The sequence below is a fragment of the Pseudomonas sp. NPDC088890 genome (genome assembly GCF_044900155.1).
Taxonomy (GTDB): Bacteria; Pseudomonadota; Gammaproteobacteria; order Pseudomonadales; family Pseudomonadaceae; genus Aquipseudomonas; species Aquipseudomonas urmiensis.
This window is the reverse complement of sequence record NZ_JBJDNG010000005.1, coordinates 68,385-84,743: the sequence shown is the minus strand read 5'-3', so window position 1 is coordinate 84,743 and position 16,359 is coordinate 68,385. Positions and strand designations below refer to the sequence as shown.

Below are 16,359 nucleotides of genomic sequence, written 5' to 3'. Positions count from 1 at the left end.
GGGGCCGCTGTGCGGCCCTTGGCGGGTAAACCCGCTCCCACAGGGACCGCGCCGCCCTTGAAGACGGCGCTGTACCTGTGGGAGCGGGCTTGCCCGCGAAGGGCTGCGCAAGCGGCCCCAAGGCCCCGGAGAACACTATGAACGCAGCAGTCATCAGCAGCGACGCCCAAGCCCTGGCCGTCGCCGAACACATCGCCCAGCAATTGCGCAAAGACAGCGCCCTGCGCGACCGCGAGCGCCGCCTGCCACACGCCGAACTGGAGCTGTTCACCCGCTCCGGCCTGTGGGCCATCAGCGTGCCCAAGGCCTTCGGCGGCGCCGGCGTATCCAACGTCACCCTGGCCAAGGTCATCGCCCGCATCGCCCAAGCCGACGCCTCGCTCGGGCAGATCCCACAAAACCACTTCTACGCCCTGGAAGTGCTGCGAGTGAACGGCAGCCCCGAACAACAGCAACGCCTGTACGGCGAAGTGCTGGCCGGTCGACGCTTCGGCAATGCCCTGGCCGAACTGGGCACCAAGACCGCCCACGACCGCACCACCCGGCTGAGCCGTGACGGCGACGGTTATCGCATCAACGGCCGCAAGTTCTATTCCACCGGCGCCCTCTATGCGCAACGTATCCCCACCTCGGTGATCGATGACGAGGGCGTCCAGCAACTGGCGTTCGTCCCCGCCGACGCGCCGGGCGTGCAGGTGATCGACGATTGGAGCGGCTTCGGCCAGCGCACCACCGGCAGCGGTTCGGTGGTGTTCGACAACGTGTTCGTCGCCGCCGCTGACGTGGTGCCATTCCAGAGCGCCTTCGAGCGCCCGACCACCGTCGGCCCGCTGGCGCAGATCCTCCATGCGGCAATCGACACTGGCATCGCCCGCGCCGCCTTCGAAGACGCCCTGCACTTCGTCCGTACCCGCAGCCGGCCATGGGTCGACTCGGGCCAGGACAAAGCCAGCGACGATCCACTGACCCTGAAAAGCTTCGGCCACCTGTCGATCCGCCTGCACGCCACCGAGGCCTTGCTCGAACGCGCCGGCGAATACCTCGACCGCGCCGCCGCAGCAGCCACAGCCACAGCCTCAGCCTCAGCAGCCAACGTGGGAGCGGGCTTGCCCCGCGATGAATCCGCCACCGATCTGGTCGCCTCCGCCTCCATCGCCGTGGCCGAAGCCCGCGCGATCAGCACCGAGATCTCCCTGGCCGCCAGCACCACCCTGTTCGAACTGGCCGGCAGCCAGGCCACCCTGGCCGAGCACAACCTCGACCGCCACTGGCGCAACGCCCGCGTGCACACCCTGCACGACCCGGTGCGCTGGAAGTACCACGCCATCGGCAACTTCTACCTCAACCAGGTCAATCCACCCCGTCGAGGGACCCTCTGATGAGCAAGCAGATCCTGCTCAATGCCTTCAACATGAACTGCATTGGCCACATCAACCACGGCCTGTGGACGCATCCGCGCGACACCTCGACCCAATACAAGTCGCTGGAGTACTGGACCGACCTGGCCAAGCTGCTCGAGCGCGGGCTGTTCGACGGGCTGTTCATCGCCGACATCGTCGGCACCTATGACGTCTACGGGCAATCGGTCGAGGTGCCGCTCAAAGAGTCGATCCAGCTGCCGGTCAACGACCCACTGCTGCTGGTCTCGGCGATGGCCGCCGTGACCCGCCACCTGGGCTTCGGCCTGACCGCCAACCTCACCTACGAGGCGCCGTATCTGTTCGCTCGGCGGCTTTCCACACTGGATCATTTGAGCAACGGCCGGGTCGGCTGGAACATCGTCACCGGCTACCTGGACAGCGCCGCGCGCGCCATGGGCCTGGACCAGCAGCCCGAGCACGACCGGCGCTACGACCAGGCCGACGAATACCTGCACGTGCTGTACAAGCTGCTCGAAGGCAGCTGGGACGACGACGCCGTGGTCGCAGACCGCGAGCAGCGCGTGTATGCCCGGCCCGACAAAGTGCGCAAGGTCGAGCACCACGGCGAGTTCTACAAGGTCGAGGGCTATCACCTCTGCGAGCCGTCGCCGCAGCGCACGCCGGTACTGTTCCAGGCCGGCAGTTCGCCACGTGGCCTGGCCTTCGCTGGCAACCACGCCGAATGCGTATTCATCAGCGGCCAGGACAAGCCCGCCACCCGCGCCCAGGTCGACAGGGTACGCGCCGCAGCCCAGGCAGCAGGCCGCGATCCGCAGGCGATCAAGGTGTTCATGGGGATCACGGTCATCGTCGCCGCCACTGAACAACAGGCGCACGCCAAATATGCCGAGTACGTGCGCTACGCCAGCCCCGAGGCGGGTGTCGCGCATTTCGCCAGTTCCACCGGGATCGACTTTGCCGCCTATGGGCTGGACGAGCCGATCGGCTTTACCAAGGGCAACGCGATCCAGTCGGCCACGCGCCAGCTGCAAGACAGTGCCTGGACCCGCCGTCGCCTGTTGGATCAGCACGCCCTCGGGGGCCGCTACGTGACCCTGATCGGCACCGCCGAGCAGGTTGCCGACGAGCTCATCGCCTGGATCGACGAGACCGGCCTGGACGGCTTCAACCTGACCCGCACGGTCACCCCGGAAAGCTACGAGGACTTCATCGACCTGGTCGTCCCCGAGCTGCAAAACCGTGGCCGTTACAAGACCGCCTACCAAGCCGGCAGCCTGCGCGAAAAACTGTTCGCCAGCGACCTGCCGCACCTGCCCGCCGACCATCCCGGCGCCAGCTACCGCAACCCTACCCCTGCCCCGACTGGAGCCCTGCACCATGCTTGATAAATTGTTCCGGCCCGTCGCGGCCGCTGTGTTGTCCCTGGGTATCGCCGCCAACGTATTGGCCGCCGAGCCGCTGAAAATCGGCACCACCGCCGCCTTCGCCATCCCGCTGGAAGCCGCCGTGGAAGAAGCCCACAAGCAAGGCCTGGAGGTGAAGCTGATCGAATTCAGCGACTGGATCGCACCCAATGTCAGCCTCAACAGCGGCGACATCGACGTGAACTACTTCCAGCACATCCCCTTCCTGGAAAACGCCAAGGCCGCGGCCGGGTTTGACCTGGTGCCTTATAAGCCGGGGATCATCAACAACGTCGGGTTGTATTCGAAAAAGTACAAGCGCTTCGCCGAGCTGCCTGAAGGCGCCAGCGTGGCCATCGCCAACGACCCGATCAACAGCGGCCGTGGCTTGCAGCTACTGGCCAAGGCTGGGCTGATCAGCCTCAAGCCAGGCGTTGGCTACAAGGCCACCGAAGATGACATCGTCGCTAACCCGAAGAAGCTGAAAATCCTTCAGGTCGAGGCGGTGCAACTGGTGCGCGCCTATGACGACGCCGATCTGGTCCAGGGCTACCCGGCCTACATCCGCCTGGCCAACACCTTCGACGCCACCTCGGCGCTGCTGTTCGATGGCCTGGAAAACAAGGAATACGTGATCCAGTTCGTCATCCGCCCACAATCGAAGGACGATCCGCGCCTGGCCAAGTTCGTCGATATCTATCAGCACTCCCCGGCCGTGCGCGAAGCGCTGAATAAAGCCCATGGCAGCCTCTACCAGGCCGGCTGGGAAGGCTGATATGAGCAGCGCCAGCGCCCTCAGGGCGCCCACTGTCCAAGCCTCGCCGCTGCCCGCTCGCGAACAGGCCTTGCGCCCCGAGGTCAATGACGCCCATGTACGCTTCATCGGCCTGGGCAAGACCTACACCGGCCAGGCCCAACCTGCGCTGCAAGGCATCGACCTGAACATCCGCCGGGGCGAGATCTTCGGCATTATCGGCCGCAGCGGCGCTGGCAAGTCGTCGCTGCTGCGCACCATCAATCGCCTGGAGCAACCGAGTCAGGGCCGGGTGCTGATCGATCAGGTCGATATCGCACCGTTCGACGAAGACCGCCTGGTCGAGCTGCGGCGGCGCATCGGCATGATCTTCCAGCACTTCAACCTGATGTCGGCCAAGACCGTGTGGCAGAACGTCGAGCTGCCGCTCAAGGTTGCCGGCGTGGCCAAGGCCGAACGCCAACGCAAGGTGCGTGAACTACTGGAGTTGGTCGGCCTGGCCGAAAAGCACCATGTGTACCCGGCGCAGTTGTCCGGCGGGCAGAAGCAGCGCGTCGGCATCGCCCGAGCGCTGGTCCATGACCCGGAGATTCTGCTGTGCGATGAAGCTACCTCGGCGCTCGACCCGGAGACCACCGCCTCGATCCTCGAACTGCTGCGCGACATCAATCAACGCCTGGGCCTGACCGTGGTGCTGATCACCCACGAGATGGCGGTGATCCGCGATATCTGCCACCGCGTGGTGGTGCTCGAACGTGGCGAAGTGGTCGAGCAAGGTGAGGTCTGGCAGGTATTCGGCAGCCCCCATCACGAAGTGACCCGGACCCTGCTGGCACCGCTGCAAGCCAAGCTGCCTGCGGCATTGCAAGCCAGCTTGCGATCCAACCCAGGCAGTCGGGATGCCGCTGTGGTGCTCAAGTTGGTGGCACTGGGCGAGTTGGAGTTGTCTGGCCTGTTCAAGGATCTGGGCGGGCAGGTCAGCCTGCTCCAGGGGGGTGTAGAGACCATTGGTGAACGAGCGTTGGGGCGCTTGATCCTGGCGGTACGCGGCTCGGTCCACCAACCGCATCAGTTGCTGGAGCGCGCCCGCCGTTGGGCCGATGACGTGGAGGTGCTGGGCTATGTGGGTTGATCGTCTGCTACAGGGCTTGCTGGACACCTTGTTGATGGTCGGCGTGTCGTCGCTGATCGCGCTGTTGGTGGGTGTGCCGATGGCAGTGCTGCTGGTCACCAGCGACAAGGGCGGGATCTACGAGGCACCGGCGCTTAACCGGGTGCTCGGTGCCTTCGTCAACCTGTTCCGCTCGATCCCGTTTCTGATCCTGATGGTCGCGCTGATCCCGTTCACCCGTCTGCTGGTGGGTACTACCTATGGCGTGTGGGCCGCCGTGGTGCCGCTGACCATTGCCGCGACGCCATTCTTTGCGCGGATCGCGGAGGTGAGCTTGCGTGAGGTCGATCATGGCCTGGTTGAGGCGGCCCAGGCCATGGGCTGTCGGCGATGGCACATCATCTGGCATGTGCTGCTACCTGAGGCGTTGCCGGGCATCGTCGGCGGTTTCACCATTACCTTGGTGACGATGATCAACTCATCGGCCATGGCCGGGGCGATTGGTGCTGGGGGCTTGGGCGACATTGCCTATCGGTATGGTTATCAGCGCTTCGACAGCCAGATCATGCTGACCGTGATTGCCATGTTGGTGGCGTTGGTGGCGGTGATCCAGCTGGGTGGCGATCGTTTGGCGAAAGGTTTGAACAAGCGCTGACGCTAGCGCGGGGCAAGCCCGCTCCCACGCTGCCCCGCAATCGATCTGGGGAAGGCGTGGGAGCGGGCTTGCCCCGCGATGACCTATTCAGCCCCAACGCAAATCCTGCGCAGGCACCGGTCGTCCAAACCAATAGCCCTGCCCCAGCTGACACTGCTGCTCCAGCAGAAACCGTGCCTGCTCCGCCTGCTCGACCCCTTCGGCATGCACCTGCATACCCATGCTCTTGGCCAAGGCGATGATCACCCGAACAATCGCGATGTCATCCTCATCCAGCGGCAGCCCGGCAACAAAGCCCTGATCGATCTTGAGCTTCTGCACCGGCAAGCGCTTGAGCCGCAGCAGCGACGAATAACCCGTGCCGAAATCATCGATCGCCAGGCTCAAACCCAGTTCGCGCAGGCGGTGCAACTGCTCCAGCGCCACCTCCGGGTCTTCCATCACCGCACTCTCGGTGACCTCCAGCTCCAGCAACGCCGGATCCAGGCCGGTCTCATGCAGCACCTCGGCGACTTGCCGGTACAGCTCGCGCTGGCCGAAAAGCCGGCTGGAAATATTCACCGCAACGAACGCCAGCGCATGCCCCTCGGCCTGCCACCGAACCATCTGCCGGCACGCCTGGCGCAACACCCAGGCATCGATCTCGGCGATCAATCCGGTACGCTCGGCAATCGGGATGAACTCGCCCGGCGGCACCAGCCCGCGCTCCGGATGCTGCCAGCGCACCAGGGCCTCGACGCCGATCATCTTGCTGGTGAACAGGTCATGCACCGGCTGGAAGAACACCCGCAGCTCCTCCTGCTCCAACGCCCGGCGCAGCTCGCTGGCGGTCTCCACCCGCTGCTGGGCGTGAGCGGTCAGCTCTTCGGTATACAGCGCATAGCAGGCGCGGCCATTGCTCTTGGCCTTGAACAGCGCGGCATCGGCGTTGCGCAGCAATTGCTCGGCGCTCAGGGCATCGCTGGGGAACAGGCCAATGCCAACGCTGACACTGATGAACAGCCGGTTACCCTCGAAGACGAACGGCTCGCGCATGCGCTCGATGATCTCTTGCGCCAAGGTCGCCGCCTCGCCGACCTGCTGGCAGTTCTCCAGCAGCACGCCAAACTCGTCACCGCCCAGGCGCGCCAGGGTTACGCCTTGGCCCAGCACTTCGCGCAAACGCTCGCCCACAAGCTTGAGCAACTGGTCGCCAATGGTGTGCCCAAGGCCGTCGTTGATGCTCTGGAAGTGGTCGAGGTCGAGCAATAACAGGCCACACCCGCGCTTGTGCGCTTGAGCGGCGGCCAGCGCCTGTTGGGCGCGGTCGTTGAACAGCAGGCGGTTGGGCAGGCCGGTCAGTGGGTCATGGTGCGCCAGATAGGCCAGTTCCTGCTCGGAGTGCTTGATCGCACTGATATCGCTGAACACCGCGACGTAGTGGGTCAGCTCGCCGCTGTCGTCGCGAATGGCGCAGATGGTCTGCCACTGCGGGTAGATCTCACCACTCTTGCGCCGGTTCCAGATCTCGCCGCTCCATTCGCCCTTGTCCGCCAGCGTCGCGTAGATCTGCTGGTAGAACGGCGCATCGTGGCGGCCCGACTTGAACTTGCTTGGGCGTTGGCCGAGCACCTCGTCCTGCTGATAACCGGTAATGCGCATGAACGCCCGGTTGACGTGCACGATCAAGCCATTGCGATCAGTCACCAGCACCCCTTCCAAGGTGCTGTCGAACACCGCAGCCGCCATGCGCAGGCGCTCACGGTCCTCGCTGCGCAGGCGCGCACCGATACCAATGAAGTTGAGCAGCCGGGCGCGCGAGACGAAGATCAGGAACGCGCTGAACAGCACCCACACCAGCACGTTGATGCAGCGTCCCAGGTTCAGCGCCAGTGGATCCTCGGTCAATCGCTGCAAAAGCTGCTCGGACAGCACCAGCCAGAGGATCGAGAACACCACATAGAGCGCAGCCATACGCAAGGCGTCGCGAACGGAAACAGACATGTCGGGTGTGTAAGCCCATAGAAAACGATGGGGCATTATAAAGGCGGAAACATGCCGTGACTCATTCCCGGATCAGAAATTGGTCTAGACGATGGGCGCTTGAACCCGCTCTATCAGCGGTGCACGGCGCGTACAGGAGTGGGCTTGCCCCGCGACAAGGCCAGCGCTATCAACACAGGCCTATGGTTTTATTTCCCTGCCGAGGGATAATGCCAAACGCTACTCCCCCCGTTTTTCCGAGGGCTTCTACACCTATGTGGTACTACGGTTTACTCGACTTGTCGGCCTGGCAACTGGTCGCGGTCACCCTGCTGATGACCCACGTGACCATCGTCAGCGTCACCATCTACCTGCATCGCTATTCGGCGCACCGCTCCCTGGAGCTCAATGCCGGGCTGAAGCACTTCTTCCGTTTCTGGCTGTGGCTGACCACCGCGCAGAACACCCGCGAGTGGACGGCTATCCACCGCAAGCACCACGCCAAGTGCGAAACCCCCGACGACCCGCACAGCCCGGTCTACAAGGGCTTGGGCACTGTCCTGCGCAAGGGCGCCGAGCTTTACCGCGAGGAAGCGCGCAACCCTGAGACCTTGCGCATCTACGGCAAGAACTGCCCCGACGACTGGATCGAGCGCAATCTCTACAGCCGCTACAAGCTGGGTGGCATCGCCCTGATGGCCGTCATTGACTTGCTGTTGTTCGGCACCATCGGTATCACCATCTGGGCCATCCAGATGATGTGGATTCCGTTCTGGGCCGCAGGCGTGGTCAATGGCCTGGGCCATGCTGTGGGCTATCGCAACTTCGAATGCCGCGACGCCGCCACCAACCTGGTGCCGTGGGGCATCATCATCGGCGGCGAAGAGCTACACAACAACCACCACACTTACCCCAACTCGGCCAAGCTGTCGGTCAAGCGTTGGGAATTCGACATGGGCTGGGCCTGGATCCGCCTGCTGAGCATGCTGCGCCTGGCCAAGGTGCAACGCGTGGCCCCCATTGCCCACCGGGTCGAAGGCAAAGCCAACCTGGACATGGACACCGCCATGGCGATCCTCAACAACCGCTTCCAGATCATGGCCCAGTACCGCAAGTTGGTGATTGGCCCGCTGGTCAAGCAGGAGCTGAACAAGGTCGACGCTTCGGTGCGCCATCGTTATCGCCGCGCCAAGCGCCTGCTGTCGCGTGAAACCAGCCTGCTGCAGGATCGCCATCACGTGCGCATCGAGTCGATCCTCGCCCAAAGCCAGGCACTCAAGACCATCTACGAAAAGCGCCTGGCCTTGCAGCAGATCTGGGCCCGCACCAGCGCCAACGGCCACGACATGCTGGCTGCCATGAAAGACTGGGTACACGAGGCCGAAGCCAGCGGTATCCAGTCGCTGCGTGACTTCGCCAGCCAGCTCAAGACCTACTCGCTGCGCCCCACCGCCTGACCGCCGTTGATCGGCACGCCCCGCTCTGGGGCGTGCCATCCGGAACTTCACCCCCCGTAGTTACTCAAATTCGGCATATCGCCCGCGTGGCGGGCCGGATCGTGGCCGCACGCTTTCAGCCGAGAATCGCTCCGTGCTCATGGCCAATAAAATCAATCCACCGTTGCCCGGCAACCCGCCACCCGAAGCCGCCCAAACCCTCCTTGCCCTGTTTCATGCCCAAGGCGAAGTCGCTCGCTTGAGCGAGCGCGACCAACTGTTCAGCTCATTGCTCGATAGCGTCAACGCCGTACTGTGGGCATTCGACTGGGAAACCCGCCAGGTGCTCTATGTCAGCCCGGCCTACGAACGCATCTTCGGCAGGCCCGTGAGCCTGGTGTTGGCTGACTACAACGAGTGGCGCGACAGCATCTTTCCCGACGATCTGGAATACGCCGAGCGCAGCCTGGCCCAAGTGCTCACCAAGGGCTCGGTGGAAGATCGCGAGTACCGCATCATCAATGCCGCAGGCGAGACCCGCTGGCTCAGCGACAAGTGCTACATCAACCAACAACAGGAAGGCGATCGAGTGATCATCGTCGGCATTGCCGAAGACATCACCGAGAAGAAGCACCTCGAAGGCGAATTGCAGCGCCTGGCGACCACCGATGTGCTGACCCAGAGCAGCAACCGCCGGCATTTCTTCGAGTGCGCCCAGCAAGCGTTCGACAGCGCCCGCGCAGAGGGTTCGCCGCTGGCCTTCTTGCTGCTGGATATCGACGACTTCAAGCAGATCAACGACAGCTACGGTCACCAGGAAGGCGACCAAGTGCTGCAGCGTATTGCCGACAGCGGCAAGGCGGTGTTGCGTCGTGGTGATCAGTTTGGCCGCATCGGTGGTGAGGAATTCGCCGCGGTGTTTCCGGGCTGCACGGCGCAGGTCGCCGAGCAGATTGCCGAGCGTTTGCAGCGCGAGATTCAGCGGTTGAGTTTCACCCACGGGCAGCAAACCTATGGCGTCACCGTAAGCCAAGGGCTGACCGGGCTGACCGATGAAGACGCGACCCTCGATACCTTGTTCGCCAGGGCCGATGCAGCGATGTACCAGGCCAAGCGCCAGGGCAAGAACCAGATCGTGCGGGGCTGAGGCGGCCATAGCTTCTCAGTGTCAGGGCTGGGCCAACGCCTTGGCGGGAGTCTGAAGGGGCCGCTGTGCGGCCCCATCGGGCTCCCGTCCAGCGCGAGGTCAGCAACACCCTAGAGCTGATCAGATCCAGGGGCAGCCCGCCCTTCTGGAGCCGGTTCGACTGCTGCAGCATTGGCTTCCTGCGGCTTCGCCGGTACGTTGTCAACCTTACGCAACCGATTCAACTCCGGCAGCCCCAGCTTCAACAACCGCGCAGTCTTGTTACTGGCCACCTTCTCCAGCCCCTGATCCGCCGGCAACCGCGCCAGCTGCCCAGCGAGGTTCATCGCCAGGATCTCGCGCGAATACACCCCGCCGCCCAACGCATACACCGCAGCGATCAGTTCGCGCAATGTCAGCGGCAAACGCCAGCGGGTACGCAGTGCCGAGCCAAAGGGAGCACCGAACTCGTTGAGGGCCAGTTGCACCTGATCTTCATCGAGCTCGCCCCCGGCCAAACGCCATTCTTGCAGGCAGCGCAGCACCGCAAGGTCACCCAGGCAATGCAGCAGCCCTGCGCAATAGCAGCGCGCTTCGTCCACTTCCAACTGGCGCGCCAGGGTGCGGCCGTACTCGGCGGTGTGCAGCGACAGGTTCCAGTAATGCGTCGCATGCTTGGCCAACAAAGGATCACTCAGCCGCGCACTGCGCTTGAGGGTCAGGCCGAGGATAAGGTTCATGCTTTGCGTGCTGCCCAGCTTGTTCAGCGCCTGCAGCAGGGTCTGCACCGGCGCCTCGCGGTGCATCGCGGCGCTGTTGGCGGCGGCGATCAGCACGCCGGTGATCTGTGGATCGTTGCGCACCTCTGCTTCCAGCACCTTGAGGTCGAGCCCCTGGGGATTGAGCGCGCGTTTGATCGCGACCTCGACATCAGCCAGCAGCGGGCCGCCGTCGGCGCTAGCGCGACGTTCCTCAAGAAACGCAGGCAGCTTGGCGCCGGGGTGCAAGGGAGGCACCGGGCAGGCGATCTCTTCACCGCCGGCAATCAGCAGAACTTCCAGGCGTTTGCGCAGCTTGTCCAGATTGAGCGGCTTGCTCAAGTACTCGGTGGGTTGAAACGGCAACGCTTCACGCACACTGGCGCTGTCGCTGCGATTGCTCAGGAGTATGAACGGCAAGCCAGGGTTGTCGCCTTTGGCGCGCACCTTGCGTAACAAGTCCAAGCCATCGAAATCGCTGAGTTCACGCGTGGCGATGATCAGGTCAGGCTTGCTCGACAGTGCGCTGAGCGCTTGTGAGCCGTCGGCGCAGATCTGTAGGCGGGCGTCACAGCGCACGCTGAGCAGGGTTTCGCGCAGCATATCGCGCACCCAGGGATCGCCTTCGGCAATCAATACGCAAGGCGGGGTGGGGTCTGCAGCGCTCATTGGTCAACTCCTGAGTAATCCTGACGCGCAATCCGTTGCAGCTTCCAAGGCAAGTCCATCGGCTAACCATAGCGCTCCAGGCAGACAATAGGCATAAAAAAAACCCGCCTAGGCGGGTTTTTTTCTGACGCGTGTCACAGATTTCACGCCAGCTCAGCGAAGCACTCTTCGATGATCGCCAGGCCTTTGTCCAGCAGCGCGTCTTCGGCAGTCAGCGGCACCAGGATGCGCAGGACGTTGCCGTAGGTGCCGCAGGAAAGCAGGATCAGACCCTTGTCACGTGCCTTGGCAACCACTTGGTTGACGGCAGCGGCGTTCGGCGCGTGCGAGTCTTTGCCCTCGAACACTTCAACAGCGATCATCGAGCCCAGGGCGCGAACGTCACCGATGATTGGGTGCTTGGCCTGGATTTGCTTGAGGCCAGCGACCAGGCGCTCGCCAACAGCCTTGCTGCGATCGAGCAGTTTCTCTTCTTCGAACACTTCGATCACGGCCAGGGCCGCGGCGCAAGCGATCGGCGAGCCGGCGTAGGTGCCGCCCAGGCCGCCTGGCGCGATGGCGTCCATGTACTCGGCCTTGCCGCATACACCGGCCAGCGGGAAGCCACCAGCGATGGATTTGGCGAAGGTGGTCAGGTCAGGCGCGACGCCCATCTGTTCCATGGCGAAGAAGGTGCCAGTACGGCCAGCGCCGGTCTGTACTTCGTCGGCGATCAGCAGGATGCCGTGCTGGTCGCACAGGGCGCGCAGGCGCTGCATGAACGGCTTGGTCACCGGAATGAAACCACCTTCGCCCTGAACGGGCTCGATGATGATCGCGGCGATGTCGCGTGGCTCAGCGTCGTTCTTGAAGATGCGCTCGATCGAAGCGATCGAGTCGTCGATGCTCACACCGTGCAGCTCGTTCGGGAACAGCGCGCGGAAGATGCCGCCTGGCATCAGGCCCATGCCAGCCGAGTAAGGAACGACTTTACCGGTCAGACCCAGGGTCATCATGGTACGGCCGTGGTAACCGCCGGTGAAGGCGATCACGCCAGCGCGGCCGGTAGCGGCACGGGCGATCTTGACGGCGTTTTCCACAGCTTCGGAGCCGGTGGTGACCAGCAGGGTCTTCTTGTCGAAGTCGCCAGGGACCAGCTTGTTGATCTTCTCGCACAGCTCTACATAGGGCTCGTACGCCAGAACCTGGAAGCAGGTGTGGCTGACTTTGGTCAGCTGCTCTTGCACCGCCGCAACCACTTTCGGGTGCAGGTGGCCGGTGTTGAGTACGGCGATGCCGCCAGCGAAGTCGATCAGTTCGCGGCCTTCAACGTCGATCACCGTCGCGTTCTTCGCGGTATCGACGAAGATCGGGTGAATCTGGCCAACGCCACGTGGGACGGCGGCGACACGGCGTTGCATCAAGGATTCGTTGGTCTTGCTCATAATGCCCTCATTCGCGCCGACTCTGACGGCGCTTTTATTCGGGGGTGGCTGGGTCTGTGCACGATCAGTATTCGTTGATCGACTGGCGTGAACGCCCGGGCCACCAGGTACTGCGATGTAAAAAAGACCAGCGAGACGTCGCTCTCGCGCCCCGCTGGCAGAGGTAAAAACCTTGCTACTTAATCAGTTGCTCAGACGCTGATGCACAGGTACTTGATCTCGAGGTAGTCCTCGATACCGTACTTGGAACCTTCGCGGCCCAGGCCCGAGGCCTTGATGCCACCGAATGGCGCAACTTCGTTGGAAATCAGACCGGTGTTGATACCGACCATGCCGTATTCCAGCGCTTCGGCAACACGGAACACACGGCTCATGTCGCGGGCATAGAAGTACGAGGCCAGGCCGAACTCGGTGTCGTTGGACATGGCGATGACTTCAGCCTCGTCCTTGAAGCGGAACAGCGGCGCCAGCGGGCCGAAGGTCTCTTCTTTGGCGACTGCGGCGCTCTTCGGAACGTCGACCAGAATGGTCGGTTCGAAGAAGTTGCCTTCGATCAGCTTGCCACCGGACAGCACCTTGGCGCCTTTGGAGACGGCGTCTTCGATGTGTTCCTGAACCTTGGCAACGGCTTTGCCGTCGATCAGCGGGCCGGTGGTGGTGCCATCTTCCAGGCCGTTACCGATCTTCAGCTTGCCAACAGCAGCCTTGAGCTTCTCGGCGAACGCGTCGTAGACGCCGTCCTGCACGTAGATGCGGTTGGCGCAGACGCAGGTCTGGCCGTTGTTGCGGTACTTGGAGATGATCGCGCCTTCGACAGCCTTGTCCAGATCGGCGTCGTCGAACACGATGAACGGGGCGTTGCCACCCAGCTCCAGGGAAACCTTCTTGATGTCCTTGGCGCATTCTTCCATCAGTTGGCGACCGATTTCGGTCGAGCCGGTGAAGGACAGCTTGCGTACCAGGGAGTTGCCGGTCAGCTCGCCGCCGACTTCACCCGCGCTGCCGGTGACGACGCTGAGCACACCCGCCGGGATGCCGGCGCGGGTAGCCAGCTCGACCAGGGCCAGAGCGGAGTACGGGGTTTGCGACGCAGGCTTGAGCACCATGGTGCAGCCAGCGGCCAGGGCCGGGCCGGCTTTACGGGTGATCATCGCGGCCGGAAAGTTCCACGGGGTGATCGCGGCAGTAACACCGATTGGCTGCTTGATGACGATCAGGCGCTTGTCGGGCTGGTGGCCTGGGATGGTGTCGCCGTAGACGCGCTTGGCTTCTTCGGCGAACCACTCGATGAACGATGCGGCATAGGCGATTTCGCCCTTGGCTTCGGCCAGTGGCTTGCCTTGTTCGGTGGTCATCAGGCGAGCCAGGTCGTCCTGGTTCTCGATCATCAGCTCGAACCAGCGACGCAGCTTGTTCGAACGCTCTTTGGCGGTCAGTGCACGCCAGGCCGGCAGGGCCTTGTCGGCGGCTTCGATGGCGCGGCGAGTTTCGGCGGCGCCCATCTTCGGCACGGTGCCGATGACTTCACCGGTGGCCGGATTGGTCACCTTGATGGTCTGGCCGTTGTCCGCATCCAGCCATTCACCGTTGATGAAGGCTTGCTGGCGGAACAACTGAGCGTCTTTGAGCTGCATGTCGGCTTCCCTTGAGCACCGTGCGCGCACGGGGCGAATTATTGATTGTTGAATAAGCGCCCCCATCAAGGGAGCTGCCGTCAGGAATTCAGGCACCGGGTTGAGCCAAGTGTTCAACCTGCGGGCGTCGAGCGTTTGAAATCTCAAACGAATCCTAAGGGTCTGTTGGGTCTTGGACAATAGGCTGTTCGAAAAAAAGAACGAGTGGTTGAACACCTCGTCTGAATTTCACCTGGGATGGATGGCGAGGGCTGCGCCCTCGTTCGCGGGCAAGCCCGCTCCCACAAGGACCGCGCAGAATCAGAGCCCGCGCTAAACCTGAATGAGGAAAAAAGGAGGGCCGGACGGCCCTCCCGGCAGGATCAGAAGGCTTTATCCAGATCGATCACCAGGGCGCGATAACCGACACTGCCCGGCTGCCGGCTGAGCACCTTGAGCTCCACCAACACGTCCTGGCTGCCCCGGCGCACTTCATTGAGGGTAGTGCTGGTCAGCTTCTCCTTGGTCAGGAAGCCCACCGAAGCGGAATAGATGAACTGGGTATCGGTCTCCGGCCGATAAGCCACCACCGAGGTCACCGGGCTGTACCACTCATCGCCACGCTCCTTGCCATACTCCCAGACCTGCTCGACCGTGCCCTTGGCCTCATCGATGCGGTATTCAACGGCGCGGCTGTAATTGCCGCTGAGCTTGGTCGGCTCGAAGTTGCGTCCCCAGCCGTTGTCGAACACGGTCAGCGTGCCTTTGCCGGTAAGCCAGGCGGTGTGCTGGGTCCACGACCAGTCGAAGCCTTCGCTGGCCACGGGCGTCAGTACCTTGTCCTTGAGCCGCTCGGGCCAACCCTGGGGCGAGGCGAGGATCCACTTGACCTGTTTGTCTCGGCCAATCTTCACCACGCCTTGATGACGGGCTGAAACGATGATGCTGTCGTCTTCTGCGTCGTAATCGATGGCATTGACGTGCGCCCAGTTGCGCCCGGTGCCCACGCCCGGGGTATCGCCGAACGGCAAGTCACCTTCGGCAAGTTCGTTGGCCAGGGTGCTGTCCTGCTTGGCCACGCCGTCCGGCAACTGGATCGCCGCCTTGCCGAGCGTCTCGAGCAACTCGCCACGGTACGGATCGAGGATCTGGTTGAGGTCCCAGAAGTCCAGCACGTCACCCGCCTCGTTGACCTCGATGATATGGTCGCGGATCGAACGCACCCGCTTGCCATCCGGGCGGCGGTAATCGCTGGTGCCGACGCGCAGCAGGTAGGTGCCGTTGACCGTTTCGCGGATCTCGTGGGAGAAGTCGGCGAATTTGTCCGGCAACGTGCGCTGCCACACCTGGCGGCCGAGCAGGTCGTACTTGGAATAGGTCTGGCCTTGGCCCCAGATCAGCTTGCCGTCGCGGGTCTGCTGGAAGCCCATGGTCCCGCCCAGGCCGTCGCGGCGGTTGGAGTCGTGGATCTGCTCGATGTCCAGGTACCAGCGCACGTCGCCATTGCTGTCGGCGATCCAGTTGTTGCCGACCTGATCCCATTCGGCAGCGCCGCCCAGGGCGTTCCACTTCAGTGCGCGGCCACCCGGAATATCGCCGAGCAGGTGGTTGAACAGGTACAGGCGTTTCTCGAAGCCCGGGGCGACCTTGACCGGCACCACCTGCGGCAGCGCCGCTGTCTGTTTAGCCACCACTGGCAAGCGCACGGCCGGGGCATAGATTTCGTACTGTTCGCGAACTCGCTCGCCATCGAGCTTGTAGCTGACTTCGACCTGGTTGACGTGATCTGGGTACAAGCCAAACACCGGGATGCCGCCATAGGTCCACAGCGAGCGATCGGACACGTCGTAGACGATATCTACCCCGCGCTCACCCCGACCACGCACGCGTACATGGGCAGCACTGATGGCCCGACCACCATCGCGGATGATCGCGGTCAGTGGCGCCAGGCGATAGGGGTTGACCACTACATCGCCGAGCAGCGCTTCATCGTGGTCGGGCACCTTGGCGGTGAGGCAAGCGCCCTCGGGCAAGGCGGGGGTGTCGGTCTTGGCATTCATGGCAAA

General features: G+C 63.3%; 12 protein-coding genes. 7 read left to right on the top strand and 5 right to left on the bottom strand.

All coding sequences use genetic code 11. From position 1 onward, the window contains the following. Positions 1–137: 137 nt before the first annotated feature. Genes ACI2JX_RS12830 through ACI2JX_RS12810 form a run of 5 tightly spaced genes read left to right on the top strand, consistent with a single transcriptional unit; the run spans position 138 to position 5,305 of the window. Entirely contained in the window at positions 138–1,379 is a 1,242-nt protein-coding gene (locus ACI2JX_RS12830) for an SfnB family sulfur acquisition oxidoreductase (RefSeq protein WP_404690207.1), read from the top strand. After that, a complete protein-coding gene (locus tag ACI2JX_RS12825; protein ID WP_404690206.1) occupies positions 1,379–2,767 on the top strand; it encodes an LLM class flavin-dependent oxidoreductase in 1,389 nt (462 codons plus the stop codon). Before ACI2JX_RS12830 ends, ACI2JX_RS12825 begins: the two co-directional genes overlap by 1 nt. Further along, the gene (locus tag ACI2JX_RS12820; RefSeq protein WP_264233808.1) at positions 2,760–3,560 is read left to right on the top strand and encodes a MetQ/NlpA family ABC transporter substrate-binding protein; all 801 of its coding nucleotides are present in this window, start codon (positions 2,760–2,762) and stop codon (positions 3,558–3,560) included. Before ACI2JX_RS12825 ends, ACI2JX_RS12820 begins: the two co-directional genes overlap by 8 nt. Before the next feature lies 1 nt (position 3,561). After that, on the top strand, positions 3,562–4,671 hold the full coding sequence (locus ACI2JX_RS12815) for a methionine ABC transporter ATP-binding protein (RefSeq protein ID WP_404690205.1): 1,110 nt from the start codon (positions 3,562–3,564) through the stop codon (positions 4,669–4,671). Further along, entirely contained in the window at positions 4,661–5,305 is a 645-nt protein-coding gene (locus ACI2JX_RS12810) for a methionine ABC transporter permease (RefSeq protein ID WP_312151658.1), read from the top strand. Before ACI2JX_RS12815 ends, ACI2JX_RS12810 begins: the two co-directional genes overlap by 11 nt. An 87-nt stretch (positions 5,306–5,392) precedes the next feature. On the opposite strand, the gene dibA is transcribed toward ACI2JX_RS12810, so the two are convergent. Beyond that, entirely contained in the window at positions 5,393–7,288 is a 1,896-nt protein-coding gene (dibA, locus tag ACI2JX_RS12805; protein ID WP_404690204.1) for a phosphodiesterase DibA, read from the bottom strand. A 254-nt stretch (positions 7,289–7,542) separates the two neighbouring features. Here dibA and desA point away from each other — a divergent pair, with 254 nt between their 5' ends. Beyond that, complete coding sequence (gene desA / locus ACI2JX_RS12800; RefSeq protein WP_186552901.1) at positions 7,543–8,724, top strand: delta-9 fatty acid desaturase DesA; 1,182 nt, start codon at positions 7,543–7,545, stop codon at positions 8,722–8,724. Positions 8,725–8,863: 139 nt separating this feature from the next. Next, positions 8,864–9,850: a sensor domain-containing diguanylate cyclase gene (locus tag ACI2JX_RS12795; RefSeq protein WP_264233816.1), complete on the top strand. Its 987-nt coding sequence runs from the start codon at positions 8,864–8,866 to the stop codon at positions 9,848–9,850. 110 nt (positions 9,851–9,960) lie between these two features. Here the strand turns inward: ACI2JX_RS12795 and ACI2JX_RS12790 are convergent, their stop codons facing one another. The 4 genes from ACI2JX_RS12790 to ACI2JX_RS12775 all read right to left on the bottom strand — a co-directional run bounded on the left by ACI2JX_RS12790 (position 9,961) and on the right by ACI2JX_RS12775 (position 16,353). After that, entirely contained in the window at positions 9,961–11,256 is a 1,296-nt protein-coding gene (locus ACI2JX_RS12790) for an HDOD domain-containing protein (protein ID WP_404690203.1), read from the bottom strand. A gap of 143 nt (positions 11,257–11,399) precedes the next feature. After that, positions 11,400–12,680 (bottom strand): 4-aminobutyrate--2-oxoglutarate transaminase, encoded by a 1,281-nt coding sequence (gabT, locus tag ACI2JX_RS12785; protein WP_186552904.1) that lies wholly within the window; start codon positions 12,678–12,680, stop codon positions 11,400–11,402. A gap of 191 nt (positions 12,681–12,871) precedes the next feature. Continuing rightward, positions 12,872–14,314 carry an NADP-dependent succinate-semialdehyde dehydrogenase gene (gabD, locus tag ACI2JX_RS12780; RefSeq protein ID WP_186552905.1) on the bottom strand — a complete coding sequence of 481 codons (1,443 nt, stop codon included), beginning with the start codon at positions 14,312–14,314 and terminating at the stop codon, positions 12,872–12,874. Positions 14,315–14,676: 362 nt separating this feature from the next. After that, a complete protein-coding gene (locus tag ACI2JX_RS12775; RefSeq protein WP_392463856.1) occupies positions 14,677–16,353 on the bottom strand; it encodes an aryl-sulfate sulfotransferase in 1,677 nt (558 codons plus the stop codon). Positions 16,354–16,359: the final 6 nt, after the last annotated feature.